Origin of the sequence: Pseudomonas sp. Z4-7, from assembly GCF_051131965.1 — a bacterium.
In the GTDB taxonomy this organism is placed as follows: Bacteria; Pseudomonadota; Gammaproteobacteria; order Pseudomonadales; family Pseudomonadaceae; genus Aquipseudomonas.
Window position 1 is genome coordinate 3886319 of record NZ_CP071642.1, and the last position, 14209, is coordinate 3900527.

17 protein-coding genes are annotated in these 14209 nt (G+C 62.6%); 8 read left to right on the plus strand and 9 right to left on the minus strand.

The genetic code is table 11. The features are described 5' to 3' along the window. The first annotated feature begins 4 nt into the window (after positions 1-4). Complete coding sequence (locus tag J3P91_RS17420) at positions 5-283, plus strand: hypothetical protein (RefSeq protein ID WP_305500172.1); 279 nt, start codon at positions 5-7, stop codon at positions 281-283. Positions 284-288: 5 nt separating this feature from the next. Here the strand turns inward: J3P91_RS17420 and J3P91_RS17425 are convergent, their stop codons facing one another. Then, the gene (locus tag J3P91_RS17425; RefSeq protein WP_434573271.1) at positions 289-741 is read right to left on the minus strand and encodes a DMT family transporter; all 453 of its coding nucleotides are present in this window, start codon (positions 739-741) and stop codon (positions 289-291) included. Position 742: 1 nt separating this feature from the next. After that, complete coding sequence (locus J3P91_RS17430) at positions 743-1240, minus strand: DMT family transporter (RefSeq protein ID WP_434573269.1); 498 nt, start codon at positions 1238-1240, stop codon at positions 743-745. A 109-nt stretch (positions 1241-1349) separates the two neighbouring features. On the opposite strand from J3P91_RS17430, the gene J3P91_RS17435 reads away from it, so the two are divergent. Further along, positions 1350-2285: a LysR family transcriptional regulator gene (locus J3P91_RS17435; RefSeq protein ID WP_434601230.1), complete on the plus strand. Its 936-nt coding sequence runs from the start codon at positions 1350-1352 to the stop codon at positions 2283-2285. Between the two features lie 14 nt (positions 2286-2299). On the opposite strand, the gene J3P91_RS17440 is transcribed toward J3P91_RS17435, so the two are convergent. Next, on the minus strand, positions 2300-2902 hold the full coding sequence (locus J3P91_RS17440) for an NADPH-dependent F420 reductase (RefSeq protein ID WP_434573267.1): 603 nt from the start codon (positions 2900-2902) through the stop codon (positions 2300-2302). A gap of 133 nt (positions 2903-3035) precedes the next feature. Here J3P91_RS17440 and J3P91_RS17445 point away from each other — a divergent pair, with 133 nt between their 5' ends. Both J3P91_RS17445 and J3P91_RS17450 read left to right on the plus strand, forming a co-directional pair. Then, positions 3036-3980, plus strand: a complete 945-nt coding sequence (locus J3P91_RS17445; protein ID WP_434601231.1) for a LysR family transcriptional regulator — start codon at positions 3036-3038, stop codon at positions 3978-3980. A 56-nt stretch (positions 3981-4036) separates the two neighbouring features. After that, positions 4037-4627 (plus strand): hypothetical protein, encoded by a 591-nt coding sequence (locus J3P91_RS17450; protein ID WP_434601232.1) that lies wholly within the window; start codon positions 4037-4039, stop codon positions 4625-4627. Positions 4628-4773: 146 nt separating this feature from the next. Here the strand turns inward: J3P91_RS17450 and J3P91_RS17455 are convergent, their stop codons facing one another. The 4 genes from J3P91_RS17455 to J3P91_RS17470 form a co-directional block, all read right to left on the minus strand. Next, positions 4774-5490, minus strand: a complete 717-nt coding sequence (locus J3P91_RS17455) for an alpha/beta hydrolase (protein WP_434573263.1) — start codon at positions 5488-5490, stop codon at positions 4774-4776. 64 nt (positions 5491-5554) lie between these two features. After that, on the minus strand, positions 5555-6667 hold the full coding sequence (locus J3P91_RS17460; RefSeq protein WP_434601233.1) for a succinylglutamate desuccinylase/aspartoacylase family protein: 1113 nt from the start codon (positions 6665-6667) through the stop codon (positions 5555-5557). A gap of 103 nt (positions 6668-6770) precedes the next feature. Then, positions 6771-7550: an ABC transporter substrate-binding protein gene (locus tag J3P91_RS17465; protein ID WP_434601234.1), complete on the minus strand. Its 780-nt coding sequence runs from the start codon at positions 7548-7550 to the stop codon at positions 6771-6773. Positions 7551-7772: 222 nt separating this feature from the next. Beyond that, on the minus strand, positions 7773-8207 hold the full coding sequence (locus J3P91_RS17470) for a rhodanese-like domain-containing protein (RefSeq protein WP_434601235.1): 435 nt from the start codon (positions 8205-8207) through the stop codon (positions 7773-7775). 102 nt (positions 8208-8309) lie between these two features. On the opposite strand from J3P91_RS17470, the gene ftrA reads away from it, so the two are divergent. Next, positions 8310-9269: a transcriptional regulator FtrA gene (gene ftrA, locus J3P91_RS17475; RefSeq protein WP_434601236.1), complete on the plus strand. Its 960-nt coding sequence runs from the start codon at positions 8310-8312 to the stop codon at positions 9267-9269. Between the two features lie 144 nt (positions 9270-9413). Here the strand turns inward: ftrA and cobF are convergent, their stop codons facing one another. After that, positions 9414-10169: a precorrin-6A synthase (deacetylating) gene (gene cobF / locus J3P91_RS17480; protein ID WP_434601237.1), complete on the minus strand. Its 756-nt coding sequence runs from the start codon at positions 10167-10169 to the stop codon at positions 9414-9416. Then, a complete protein-coding gene (locus tag J3P91_RS17485) occupies positions 10166-10744 on the minus strand; it encodes a histidine phosphatase family protein (protein WP_434601238.1) in 579 nt (192 codons plus the stop codon). Before J3P91_RS17485 ends, cobF begins: the two co-directional genes overlap by 4 nt. Positions 10745-11180: 436 nt before the next feature. Here J3P91_RS17485 and J3P91_RS17490 point away from each other — a divergent pair, with 436 nt between their 5' ends. The 3 genes from J3P91_RS17490 (at position 11181) to astA (ending at position 14151) form a co-directional block, all read left to right on the plus strand. Next, positions 11181-11933, plus strand: coding sequence for an N-formylglutamate amidohydrolase (locus J3P91_RS17490; protein ID WP_434601239.1), 753 nt, complete (start codon positions 11181-11183; stop codon positions 11931-11933). A 105-nt stretch (positions 11934-12038) separates the two neighbouring features. Further along, positions 12039-13055 (plus strand): arginine N-succinyltransferase, encoded by a 1017-nt coding sequence (locus J3P91_RS17495; protein ID WP_434601240.1) that lies wholly within the window; start codon positions 12039-12041, stop codon positions 13053-13055. A gap of 61 nt (positions 13056-13116) precedes the next feature. Continuing rightward, complete coding sequence (astA, locus tag J3P91_RS17500) at positions 13117-14151, plus strand: arginine N-succinyltransferase (RefSeq protein ID WP_434573247.1); 1035 nt, start codon at positions 13117-13119, stop codon at positions 14149-14151. Positions 14152-14209: the final 58 nt, after the last annotated feature.

Here is a 14209-nt window from a genome sequence, read left to right on the forward strand (position 1 = left end):
GCCGATGGACTTGAACCCACGCGTGGACACCCACCTTGATTACGGCCTCGACACGCTGTTCGGACGCGAAACCAAAAGCGTCGACTGCCAGTTCGATGTCAAGCGCCTCGACGACGGCGAGCCGCCATGGTTCGCCCTGCATGTACGCCCACCGCTGCCCGAAGACCTGGCAAAAGCCCAGATCGTGGTGTTCAGCGTCGAAGGCCGGCGCATCAGCGGCATTGTCCGACGTACCGAGCGCCTGGCTGATGACAGCCTGCAACTGGACGTCGAACCGGACTGAGCCGTTCAGCTCTGCCGCGTACTGCTGCGATACATGAACACCAGCGCCAGTGCCAGGCAGGCCATGGCCAACAAGCGGCTGGCGGACAGTTCGACGGGGGGATTGCCCAGCCAGCCAAAGTTGTCGATCAGCATGCCCATGGCAAGTTGCCCGACGATGACCGCGACAGTTGCCACGGCTGTGCCGACTCTCGGCACCGCGCCGACCATCACGATCATGTACACCACACCAAACAATGCGCCGCTGAGCTGCCATTTCGGCACGTCCAACAGGCTTACCGCATGGGCCGGCTCGAAAAACACGATCAACAGACCGGTCACCACCGTGCCTACCGCAAAGGTCAGCAGACTGCTGCGCAGTACGCCGACCGTCTCGCCCAGACGCCCGTTGATGGCAGCCTGGACGCTCAATACCGCGCCGGCGGCGACAACCACCAGCAATAACAGGATTACGCTCATATCAACCTCGGGCAATCAGGACAAGGGCCACGACAATCAACGCCAACGCCAGCCAGCGCTCGCGGTTGACACGCTTGCGGCTCGCGCCGAACCAGCCGAAATGGTCGATCAGCACGCTTTTGCCGACCTGTCCGGAGAGAATCGCGATCATGGTCATGGCAATGCCGATGTGCGGGGTGGCGAGCGTCAATACCACCACGTAGATCGGCCCCAGGAAGCCACCGATCAATTGCCAGCGCGGCAACTCATTCAGAGCCGGGCCTCGTTGCGGACCGCTGAGCAACAACAGCAGGAACAACAGCGCCGCGCCAACGCCAAAGATGCTTAACGTTGCCCACAGATGCCCGACCTGGAGACCGAGCGGCCCGAGCAGACCGGCCTCCACCGATAGCCCCATGCCCGCCACGATCACCAGGGGTAGCAGGAGCCAGCGCAGGAAAGTCCGGGGTGGCGCGGCATCCGCTACCGCTGCGGCGGAGGGGGTGGATGTTGATTGCATGAGATAAACCTGCCTGAAAAGAAACGACGGGCATTATCGGCTGGCGCTGTTGTGCGATAAATGGGAGCATTCTGACAACTCTTTTGCGTAACACGCACAGCGGATTCCCATGCACGGTCTTGATGAACTGGGTTTCAAGGCACTCCGATTGTTCGTCGCGGTGCTCGATCACGGCAGCTTCTCGGAAGTCGCGCGGCGCGAGGGGTTGGCGCCCTCATCGATTTCCCGGCAGATCCAACTGATGGAGCAGGCGCTGAACCAGCAGTTGCTGTATCGCCATACCCGCGCCGTTTCGCCCACCGAAGCCGGCCGCCTGCTCGGGCACCATGCACGCTTGCTGCTGGTGCAATTGGAGGAAGCCGAACAAGCCTTGCAGGAACAGCGCAGCGAACCGGCCGGACTCGTGCGGATCAACGCCCCGGTAGTCTTCGGACAGCGCCACCTGACGCCCTGGCTGGGACAACTGTGCGAGCGCTACCCGAAGCTGCAGTTGGATCTCCAGCAGACCGACAGTTACGTCGACCCGCTGCAGGAAGGTGCCGATCTGCTCTTTCGCATCGGCTCGTTGCACGATTCGAGCATGCAGGCGCGGATCATCGCTCCACACCGTTTCCAGATCGCGGCCAGCCCCGCCTACCTGGCCCGCCACGGCGCTCCACACAAACCCGAAGACCTGGCGGCCCATCAGTGCCTGGCCTACAAAGGCGTAGCCGGGCAACAGCGCTGGTTTTTCCGCAAGCCAGGTCAAGCCTGGATACGCTACAGCGTGAGCGGGCCGATCACCGGCAACCACGCCGACACCCTGACCCAGGCCGCCGAACAAGGCCTGGGCCTGGTGATGTTTCCGTCATGGCTGATCGGCGAAGCCGTGCGCAACGGCACGCTGGTACCGGTCCTGGGCGATTACGAAGCGTCCAACAGCCTCGAACCCCAGCAAATCGCCATCCTCTGGCCCGGCAGCCGACGCCTGTCAGTGAAAGTGCGCACGGTGATCGATTTTTTCCTTGAGTGTTTCGGCGAAGTGCCCTACTGGGATCGTCCTTGATCGCCCGGGGTGGCTCAGTCGAACTTGACCAGATTCAGCACCGGCAACGGGCCGCCGGGGAATTGCGTCAGGTGCGCTCCGGCGCTCAGCGGGCCGAGGTCCACGGCGAAGAATCCCAGCCGCTCGATCAACCCGGCCACTTCCACACGCGCCTGTTGGTCATCGCCGGTCAGGAACAGCACACGCTTGCCACCCTCGGCAGCCGGATCAGCCTCGAGCAATTTCGCCAGCATGTGGTTGAATGCCTTGACCACCCGCGCGCCGGGCACCCACTCGCTGAACACCTCGGTGGAGGTCCGCCCGTGCAGATCGATGGCCTGGAATTCCGGCACCTTGATGGCATTGTTGGCGTCGATCACGATCCGCCCGGCGAAATCCGGCAAACCTGCCAGGGCTTGCGGCAACTTCTGCCAGTTGACGGCCACCAGCACCATGGGTTGCGCGGCAGCTTCCTGCACGGTGCCGGCACGTACGGTCGGGCCCAGTTCGGCGACCAGCTCGGTCAGGCTTTCCGGCCCGCGACTGTTGGAAATGACCACGTTGATGTCTTGGCGAGCCAGGGCCCGGGCGAATGCGCTGCCGATGGCGCCAGCGCCGATAATGCCGATGGTGTTCATGTGATGTCCTCAATGGTTGGAAAAACCGTGCGGTGATGTCCGCCGTTGAGGTGCATATTGCGCTTGCCATTGCACCCTGATTAGTCGGTAATGGCTTGAATTATCTTCAAGCATTACTATCAGGTCCCATCAAATGGAAACCCTCGCCAACCTCGAATGTTTCGTGCGCAGTGCCGAGACCGGCAGTTTTTCCGCTGCCGCCAGGCTGCTGGCGCTGACGCCCGCCGCCGTCAGCCGCAACGTGGCGATGCTGGAGCGAAACCTGGGTGTACGCCTGTTCCAGCGTTCGACCCGCAAGCTTTCCCTGACCGAAACCGGCGAACATTTCCTCGCCAGCATCGGCGGCAACCTTCAAGCCCTGCAGGTTGCGATTGGCGCGGTGAGCGCCGAACGTGGCGAGCCGGCCGGCCTGTTGCGGGTCAGCCTCTCCCCCAGCTTTGGCATGGCTCACGTCTTGCCGTTAATGCCTGCTTTCCTCGGTCGATATCCCCTGATCCGGCCGGAATGGCATTTCGAAAATCGTCGGGTCGACTTGATTGCCGAGGGTTTCGACGCGGCGATTGGAGGCGGTTTCGAATTGACTCCCGGCGTGGTGTCCCGGACTTTGGCGCCAGCCCACCTGATTGCCGTCGCCAGCCCGCAGTACCTGGCCGTTCATGCCCAGCCCCAGCATCCGGAGCAATTGGCCGATCACGCTAACATCGTCCTGCGCTCCAGCCTGACCGGCCGTGTGCGCCAACCGATGATGCGCAACAGCGCCGGGCTCGAGTGCGCGGTGTCGTTGCCGGAGTCGATCACCTTCAACGATCCGGTCGCGATGCGTGAATCTGCCTTGCTGGGCCTGGGCGTTGCGCTGTTGACGGTGCCGGATGTCTTGCCCTGGCTGGAGCGCGGCGAGCTGGTGCGGCTGCTGCCGCAATGGTATGTCGACCTTGGCGCGATCTCGCTCTATTACCCGAGTCGTACGCTGATGCCCGCCAAGACCCGCGTCTTTGTCGACTTCATTACCGAGCACTTCGAACGTCGGGCGCTGGCGCGGCGCTTCAGTGCCGTCGGTGTTAACGTATCGAACCCATGACCGACAAGGACGACTCGTGTTCCAGTTTCAAGCCAACCAGCCCATGGAGCGTTTTAATGTCATTGCTGAGTAAACCAGCTGCCGCCCTGCTACTGGCAGCGATCACCAGCCTGGTCGCATCCCCGGCCCTTGCCGCCCAGCCCAAGAAACCCGTGGCGCAAGCACCGGCCCAGAAGGTTTCGCTGCTGGGCGGCAAGTTCAGCTTCACCCTCCCCCCGGGCTTCACGGCGACGCCCTTGTTCGCAGGGGACGTGGCGCAGGGAACCGCCGGGGCGAGCGGTACGATGTACAGCAATGCCACCCGCAAAACGGTGGTGATCACGGCGGAGAACACCCTGGTCGACGGGGCGAATGTAAACGATAACGACGCGGCCTTCCTGGACACGACCTTCGCCGATTTCGCCGTCCAGAAGACCAAGGCCCTGCCGGATGCCAAAATCCTCGGGGAAAAGAGCCTGACCCTGAAAGCCACCGGCCTCGGCCTGCGCCAGCTCGACACCCGGGCCACCCAAGGTGGCGGGCCCACGTTGGACACTACCCTGATAGGGGCTTCCGGCACACGCATGGCCGTGGTGCAGATCATCTCCAGGGCGAGCGACCAGGCCGGTCATGAGGCATTGGTCAAGCAGATCGCCAGCGGAAAGTGATGGGCCTGTGCGGTGTGCCTGGTGGACCCCATTGCTGCATTCGCGAGCAGGCTCGCTCCCACAGAGAAATTTGGCGTACTCGAAAACAGAGGCTCACCGCCATCGAAGTATAGGAGCAGGCTCGCTCCCACAGGGATCCGGCTGGATCAAGGGTTGAGCCGCTCCAGCCAGGCCCGCAGGTCCTTCACCTCCTGCGCGCTGATGTTGTGACCAAGCCCCGGATACGCGTGGAATTCCGGTTCCAGGGCCAGGGTCTTGAGGAACGTGTCAGCGTCGGTGCCGTCGTGGTAGGGAATGATCGGGTCCACCGTGCCGTGGCCTATGAACACCGCCAGATCCCGGCGCGATTCATCGGGCGTCAGTTCGGCGCGCAACACCGAAAGAACTCGCCCGCCCATCGCGGCAATGCCGCCGACGGCTTCGGGGTGTCTCAGGGCTACCTCGTAGCTCATCATCGCGCCTTGACTGAAACCCACCAGATAGACGTTGCTCGCATCGGTCGGGTATTTGGCCCGAGCCTTCTCGATGAATTCCAGGAGCATCTGGCCGCTGGCCTTCAGGTCTGACGTGTCACCTTCATAGGCGCCCTCGCCTTTCCTGGCAAACCATTGGTAGCGCCCCGGCTCCATCGACTTGGGTGCCCGCACCGAAAGGTAGTTGTAGTGCTTGGGCAGTTCGTCGGCGAGCGTCAGCAGGTCTTCTTCGTTGCTGCCCGAACCGTGCAGGAAAATCACCAGTGGCCGGTTCCTGGCCTGTTCATCGGCGCGGGCCAGGTAGTTGAGTGGCAAGTCGGTATGCAGCGACGGTTGGGCCTGCGCTCCGGCAGACACCAGCAGCAGAAACAGGGCGAACGCTTTGAACATCGGTCTTCCTCCAGCATTGGATAACCGCACGGTGACGACCGTGCGGTGAGGTAGACAGCACTTATCAGTCGTTGATCAATTTCCCCGCCCGAATCGGCTCACGCCCGGCGACTTTCGCCTGCCAGATGCCCGGCTGGGTATAGCGCCCGCGATCCAGGGCGAACAATACGCCGCTGGTGCCGGCGTGGACCGTGGTCACTCGGTCGTTCAACGGATCGACCACTTCGAACAAAGCATCGCCCCGCTCCACCCACTCGCCAGCGTCGCGCAGGAAGCTCACCACGCCATGGTGCGGGGCAAACAGGTATTCGGTGCCTTCGAATGGAAAACCCTCGCAGCATTGCGCCGGCGCGGCCGGCCAGTCACCGCCGATGAGTCCCTGTTCGGCGAGAAATCCGAGGATGGCCTCGCAACTGGCCCGGGCCTGCTCCACCCGGGTGTCGCCCATGCTGCCCAGTTCCAGCGTCGTCGCCAGGTTGGCCGCCGGAATGGCCGCTTGCGGAAAGATCCTCGCCAGGCGCAACCAGGGCGTGGAACAGGACTCATCGAACGAGCTGCCGCCGGAATCCTCGCACAACAACGCCACACCGGCCCTCAGCCGCGCGGCCAGCGAGCGCCACTGCGGCCATTGTTGCGGCAACGCGTACAAGTGAATGGCGGCCTCGAAATCGCAGTGCAGGTCGAGAGTGACGTCGGCGTCGCAGGCATGGCGAAGCAACAGCCGATGCATGGCTTCGAGTTGCGAAGGTGGCGCGGGTAGTTCGTCGAGCACCTCGGCCATGGTTTGCCGGATCAAGGTGACGTTGGCAGCCGGATCGTCGCCCAGACGAGCCCCGATGCGCTGCGCCACCGGGGCGCTGAGTTCGACGAAGGAACGGTTGAAATTTTTCCCGCTGCCCAGCTCGAAACGCCCCATGTGGGCACTCTGCAGATGCTGGTCCAGGCCGATGGGATTGGCCACCGGCACCAGTTCGATCACGCCTTTGAGCAGGCCGCGGGACTCAAGGTCGCTGAGCCGCTGTTTCAGTTCCCATGCCGTGCGCATGCCCGGTAGTTCATCGGCGTGCAGGCTGGCCTGGATGTAGGCCTTGCGCGGGCCATGGCCGAAACGAAACACGCTGAGCCGGCGCTCCGTGCCCAGGTGGCTCCACGGCAGGGTATGGTCGATGCGTTGCATTGGCACTCCAGATATCGGTTCTCGACAGGCTCAGGGTAAAACAATCGCCCATGAAAAAGGTGGCCGGCCGGGTCAGCGGCGGGCCACCTGTTTCCTTCAGCGATTAATGCCCATAGACGTCAAAAGCGAAATATTTGTCCTGCACTTTCTTGTAGGTGCCATTGGCGCGGATTTCGCTGATGGCGGCGTTGAACTGGTCCGCCAGGGCCTTGTCACCCTTGCGCACCGCGATGCCGGCGCCGCCGCCGAAATACTTGGCGTCTTCATAGGTTGGCCCGACGAAGGCAAAGCCTTTGCCGGCGGCGGTTTTCAGGAAACCTTCGTCGAGGTTGACCGAGTCGGCCAGCATGGCGTCGAGGCGACCGGCGACCATGTCCAGGTTGGCTTCCTGCTGGGAGCTGTAGCGCACCAGGTTGATTCCCGCCGGCACCAGCACTTCGGTCGCGAAGCGGTCATGGGTACTGGCGCGCAACACGCCGACTTTCTTGCCCTTGAGTTCGGTCAGCGGGTCCTTGACGTCCGTACCTTCCTTCATCACGAAACGCGCCGGGGTGTGGTAGTACTTGATGGTGAAGTCGACGTTTTTCTTGCGGTCATCAGTGATGGTCATCGACGACAGGACCGCGTCGATCTTCCTCACCTTCAGTGCCGGAATCAGCCCGTCGAACTCTTGCTCGACCCAGGTGCATTTGACCTTCATCTGCGCGCACAGCGCGTCGCCGATATCCACATCGAAGCCGGTCAGCTTGCCATCAGGGGTTTTCATCGAAAAAGGTGGATAACCGGCCTCGATCCCGAGGCGGATCGGCTTGGCGTCTTCGGCCACGGCCGACAGGGAGAGTACGGACAGTGCCAGGGCACCGAACATGACAAGCTTCTTCATTTTTGCTCCTGAGTGCGCAGGTTTTTTTGATCGTTATGGGCAGATTCGGAAACAGCGTTCGATCAGCGAGAACCGAAGTGAGCGGGAGTCTAGAGGGGCACTCGGGAGCGGAATTGCGTATAGGCGACAAATAGTTATAAAGATGGAAAGCATTTGCAAAACCGAAAGCAATCAGCCCTTGTGGCGAGGGAGCTTGTTCTCACCACAAGGAGGACGCACCGTTCAACAATCGCAGCTGACCGCCTGCTCCGTCACGCGCTCCACGGAACCGGTCAGGCGGAAACCTTCGTCGAGCCAGCCCATGACACCACCGATCATTTCCTTGACCGGGTACCCCAGGGTCGCCAGGCGCACCGCAGCCTTGTTGGCGCCGTTGCAATGCGGCCCCGCGCAATAGACCACGAACAGGGTGGCCTGGGGATAGGCCGCAAGCGCCTCGGCGGTCAGCGTGCGGGTCGGCAGGTTGATCGCCCCGGGCACGTGCCCGCGTGCGTAGGCTTGCGGCCCGCGCACATCAACGAGGACAAAATCGATCTCAGCGGCGTCCTGGCTGGCACGTACGTCGGAACAATCGGTTTCGAACATCAGGCGCCGGCTGAAATGCTGCAGGGCAATGTCGGACGGGGCGGCAGGCACTTCGCGAACAGGGCTGGTCATCGTTTTTACTCCAGGGACGGATAAGGGCTTGGAGAGACTTTATCCACCCGCCGCCAACCGCTACAGTGGCGTACAAGACACTCTGTGGGAATTTTCCGCCAAATGCAGCCTACCCCTGGCCTCGTCGCGATTCTCGCCTACGACGGGCTGTGCACGTTCGAATTCGGCGTCGCCGTCGAGATATTCGGACTGGCACGGCCCGAGTTTGATTTTCCCTGGTATGAACACCGCATCGTCGCTGTCGACGACGGCCCGATGCGCGCAATGGGCGGCTTCCGGGTATTGGCCGATGGCGGCATGGAGCTGCTCGACAGCGCGCGAACCATTATCGTGCCGGGCTGGCGCAGTCGCAGCGAACCGCCCTCCGATGCCCTGCTCAAGGCCTTGCGACGAGCCCATGCCCGTGGCGCTCGCCTGTTGTCGATCTGCTCGGGGGCTTTTGTCCTGGCGGCCACCGGGCTGCTCGACGGCTTGGGCGCCACCACGCATTGGCGCTACACCGACGAACTCGCCGACAGCTACCCGACCATCGAAGTCGATCCCGACGTCCTTTACGTCGACTCCGGCCAGATCATCACCTCGGCTGGCAGCGCGGCCGGCATCGATGCCTGCCTGCATCTGGTGGCGCGGGATTTCGGCGCCCAGGTCGCCAATGCCGTGGCGCGCCGGCTGGTCATGCCGACCCAGCGCACCGGTGGCCAGGCGCAGTTCATTCCCTCGCCGGTCAGCCGCACGCCGCGCAGCGATTTGTCCGGCGTCATGCAATGGGCCCGGGAACGTCTCCACGAGCCGCTGGGAGTGCGCGACCTGGCCAGTCACGCCGCCATGAGCGAACGGACCTTCCTGCGTCGCTTCACCCAGGCTTGCGGCCTGTCGCCCAAGGCCTGGCTGCAACATGAGCGCCTGGCACGGGCGCGGGAATTGCTGGAAAGCACGCAAGACAACACCGACAACATTGCCCAGCTGTGTGGCTATCGTTCGGTGGAAAGTTTCCGGGTAGCGTTTCGCAACGTGGTAGGGCTGGCGCCGTCGGTGTACCGGGAGCGGTTTGGGCGAGGGTGACGACGTCTTCGAGGTCCTCCGTGGCGAGGGAGCTTGCTCCCGCTGGGTTGCGCAGCAACCCCGATGCACAAGATGGCTAATGTCTTGCGCCTGCTTCGCAGTCGAGCGGGAGCAAGCTCCCTCGCCACGGGTTGATCCGCACCATCAGGGTTTGCGCAACAAATACGTATCCATGATCCACCCGTTCGCCTGTCGCGCCGCCTTGCGGGTGCGTTCGATGTCGTCGGCCACGTCCCCCAGCCGTCCGGCAATGAGCAATTCATCCGCCATTCCCACGTAGGCGCCCCAATAGATCTGCGTATCAGGATCGCTGACCTGGCGATACGCATCCTCGGCATCAAGCATCACCACCGTGCTCGCCGCATCGCCAACCTGCCCCGCCGCCAGCCTGCGCCCCGTGGTGATCTCCAGCGAGCCGCCGATACTGTTCAACGGCACCTTGTGTCGCGCCGCGAGGGCCTGGACGCTGGTGATCCCCGGAACGACATCGAACTCGAAGACGCAGCGCCCCGAATCAAGGATCGCCTGCAGGATGCGCAGGGTGCTGTCGTACAGCGATGGGTCGCCCCACACCAGGAAACCGCCACGCTGCCCGTCAGACAATTGCTCATTGATCAATCTTTCGAACGTTGCCTGCTTCGCCCGGTTAAGTGCCTCGACACTGGCCGTGTAGTCCAGATCCTCGCGCTGGCGCTCGGGACTGCCGGCTTCGACAAAACGGTAGGTGCGATCAGTGATGTAGCGGCGACAGATGTCGCGACGCAGGTCCAACAGCGCGTCCTTGCCGGGCCCTTTGTCCATCAGGAAAAACACATCGACCTGATTCAGGGCCTTCACTGCTTGCATCGTCAGGTGATCGGGATCACCGGCACCGATGCCTATCACCGACAATCTCTTCATGCTTGCGGCTCCCGGCCAGGCCCCTGGGTGCGAAATCGCCACACCCCGTTGAAACGCAACTCAGTGACGGAAAGCGATTCGATGTCGATCCGGTGGAACATGCCCAGCGGGCAACCGAGTACGTTCAGCAGGGCAGCGCGAATCACGAACGGATGGGTAACGGCCAGCCAATGGCCCGGAGTGTGTTGCAGCGTCGTCAGCCAGTCGCCGACCCGGCGACATACCCCGCTGACGGACTCGCCGCCGTGGGGCGCGGCGTCCGGGTCGTCACGCCAGGCTTGAAGGCATTCCGGCTCCGTCTTGAGCAACTCATCGACAGACATCCCGCGCCAACGCCCGAAATCACAATCGGCCAACGCCTGGACCACCTGCGGATCGTCGCCCAACAGCGCCGCGGTCTGGCGGGTGCGCAGCTCTGGCCCGCAAAGCAGGCGGCGGACGTTCCGGTATTCATGGCCGATCTCGGCACGCGTCGCCAGCCAGCCGGCGTCCAGCGGTTCGTCCAAGCCGAAACGTGCATCTTTCTGGGCGGCGGTGCGGGCATGGCAGATCAGGGTCAGGCGAGTGGCTTGCACGTTGGATACTCAGGCTGTCGGACGGCTCAACACAGCAACCCTCCCGTATTTTCTTGTACAACACCTTATATGAAATCAAATAACCCGGACAAAAAGGCGGTATGTCTGACACAGACGGGAGCGATAGCTGACATACATTGGCGTTCCAACCAAACCCTTGCCCTACAAGGCCTCTACATGACTTGAGGCTTTTTAAACGGAAAGTAAAAACCTCTGGACACGCGGCACCTGCTGCCCAAATACTATTTTCGGCGCTAGAAAAGAAACCAGCACTCATCCCGGCAAGGAGCACGGATGCCTCTCTTCAGAGACCCGATCACTGATCCATGCCTGGCTATGATGCTTTCGGTACACAAGATCATATGTGCCCTGTATGGCCGGGCGCCGCCCGACGCCTTGCCCCAGGCGCTGTCACCAGCCGAACTTTGTGAGCACTATGCGTGAATCCATTGAATGTGCCGAATCGGGCCTCTATACCAAGCCTGCTTTCCGGTTGCTGCGTGAAGACTCCGAGCATCCATTGTTGCTGGTTTGCGAGCATGCCAGCCGCTACATTCCTGATGCACTGAAAGACCTGGGCCTGGATGAAACCGCCGCCCAGGAACATATTGCCTGGGACATCGGTGCGCTGGCCCTGGCCGAGCGGCTGTCCGAAACCCTCGGCGCCACCTTGCTGTCGGCCAACTATTCAAGGCTGTTGATCGACCTGAACCGTCCGCTTCACGTCGCCGACAGCATTCCGGCGCAAAGCGAGATCTACCAGATTCCTGACAACCAGTCCTTGGATGAAGCTACGCGCGCGTATCGCCAACGGTACCTCTTCCATCCATTCCATGATCAATTGCGCGCCTTGATCGACCGACGCCTGGCCGACAACCGGACCGTGCGAGTGGTCGGCATCCACAGTTTCACCCCGGTGTTCTACGGCCAGCCGCGGGCCCTTGAGGCCGGGGTATTGTTTGGCGAAGCCCGGGAATATGCCCAGCGCATCGTCGACGGGTTGGCGCGCCATTCGCTGCGGGCCGCCGGCAATCAGCCCTATAAGGTCAGCCCGTTGAGTGACATGACGGTTCCAGTCCACGGCGACGGCCGCGGCCTGGATTCGGTGCTGATCGAAGTACGCAACGACCTGTTGCGCAGTCCCGAATCGGTGCGGACCTGGAGTGCCTATCTCGCGCCGCTGCTGTAACGCGACAGTGTCAAATCTCTGCTACAAGCTTCAACGCGTGGACATCGACAGTGATCGTCAGGCCCGGCACCTCTCGGCGGGCTCTTTGAAACAGGAGTGTTATCCATGCTGGCTTTACGTCCAGTTCAGTTAACCGATTTGCCGCAGTTGCAGCAGCTGGCCCGCGACAGCCTGGTGGGCGTCACCTCGCTTCCCGACGACACTGATCGCCTGCGGGACAGAATCCTCAGCTCATGCGCCTCGTTCGAAACCGACGTGCAACGCCCCGGTGCCCAGAATTACTTTTTTGTCCTGCAGGACCTGGGGTCGGGCCGCCTGCTGGGCTGCTCGGAAATCGTTGCGGCCACCGGTTGCGACGGGCCGTTCTACAGCCTGCGCAACCGGCCGTTTTCCAGCGAGTCCCGGGAATTGAACATCCAGCATGGCGTACCGGCACTGTCGCTGTGCCAGGACCTGAATGGCCAGACGCTGCTGCGCGGCTTTCATATCGACGCCGCACACGTGCACACGGCGCAATCGCAATTGTTGTCCCGCGCCCGGCTGATGTTTATCGGCGCCCATCCCCAACGCTTTGCCGACTCGGTGATCACAGAGATCGTCGGGTACAGCAGCGAGGAAGGCCAGTCGCCCTTCTGGGATGCCATCGGCCAGCACTTTTTCGACCTGCCCTACACCGAAGCCGAACGACTGTGCGGCCTGCAGAGTCGGACCTTTCTCGCTGACCTGATGCCGCAGTACCCGATCTATGTCCCTATGTTGCCGCCCCAGGCCCAGGCTTGTATCGGCCGGATCCACCCCGACGGCCAGGAAGCCTTCGACATTCTCGAACGCGAGGGTTTCGAAACCAATAATTACGTGGACATCTTTGACGGCGGGCCGACGATGCATGCCCGGGTCGCGAACATCCGCTCGATCATTCATAGCCGCTCGGCCGTCGTGCGTCCGAGCCAGCAGGTTGACGCCACGGGGCGCTACCTGGTGAGTAATGATGGCCTGGGTAATTACCGGGCCATCATCGCCGACCTGGACCTTGACGCCGAAGGCTTCGTGCGCCTGTCCCCTGACATGCTGGCAGCGCTAGACGTTGCCGACGGTGACCGGATTCGGATGGTCAGCTTATGAGCTGCATACGATCCCGCATCGTGCGGCAGCGTCCCGCCCGGCCTGTAGAAGGAGGCGCTTCGTGGTAGTCCGCCCGGTTGCCCTGACCGACTTGCCCGCATTGATGGACCTCGCCCGTTGCGCCGGCCCTGGGTTCACCAGCCTGCCGGCCAACGAGGAGCGCCTGGCGCACCGGGTACGCTGGGCCCAGCGCACCTTCGCCGGACAGGTCGAACGGGCGGACGCCGACTATCTGTTCGTGCTCGAAGACGACGACCGTCAGGTAGTGGGTATCAGCGCTCTCACTGGCGCAATCGGACTGCGCGAGCCCTGGTACAACTATCGGCTCGGGGTCACGGTCAGCTCGGCGCCCGAGCTGGGCATCCAGCGGCATATTCCGACGCTGTTCCTCAGTAACGAGATGACCGGGCAGTCGGAAATCTGCTCGTTGTTTCTTCATCCCCAGCACCGTCGCGGCCATAACGGGCGGCTGCTGTCCCTGGCGCGCCTGCTGTTCGTGGCGGAGTTTTCCGGGCTGTTTGGCGATAAGCTGATCGCGGAATTACGCGGCCACGCCGATGAACAAGGTTGCTCGCCGTTCTGGGACAGCCTGGGACGACACTTTTTCCAGAAGGACTTCAGCCACGCCGACCAGTTGTCCAGCATGGGCAACAAATCCTTCATCGCCGAGCTGATGCCCCGCCAACCGCTGTACACCTGCCTGCTCACCGAACAGGCCCAGGCCGTGATCGGCAAGGCTCACCCCAACACCGAGCCGGCCTTGAAGATCCTTGGCGATGAGGGTTTTGCCCATAAAGGGTACGTGGATATCTTCGACGCCGGCCCGGTGATCGAAGCGCCGGTATCGAACATCCGCAGCGTCCGCGACAGCCAGTCGCTGACGCTGACCATAGGCACCCCGGACGAACGGGCGCCGGTCTGGCTGATTCATAACCGGCGCCTGGAAAACTGCCGCGTCACCAGCGCCCGGGGGCACCTGCACGGCCAGGGCCTGGTGGTCGATCGCCTGACCGCCAAGCGCCTGCAAGTACAACCGGGTGACACGGTGCGCGCCGTGCTGCTGTTCAAACAGGATCGCCAGGCGGTGGCGGCATAGCGGCGCGGCGCCTGCCATATCTCATGGGATCGACTTCGGCCAGCCTGTCCCTGTAAAT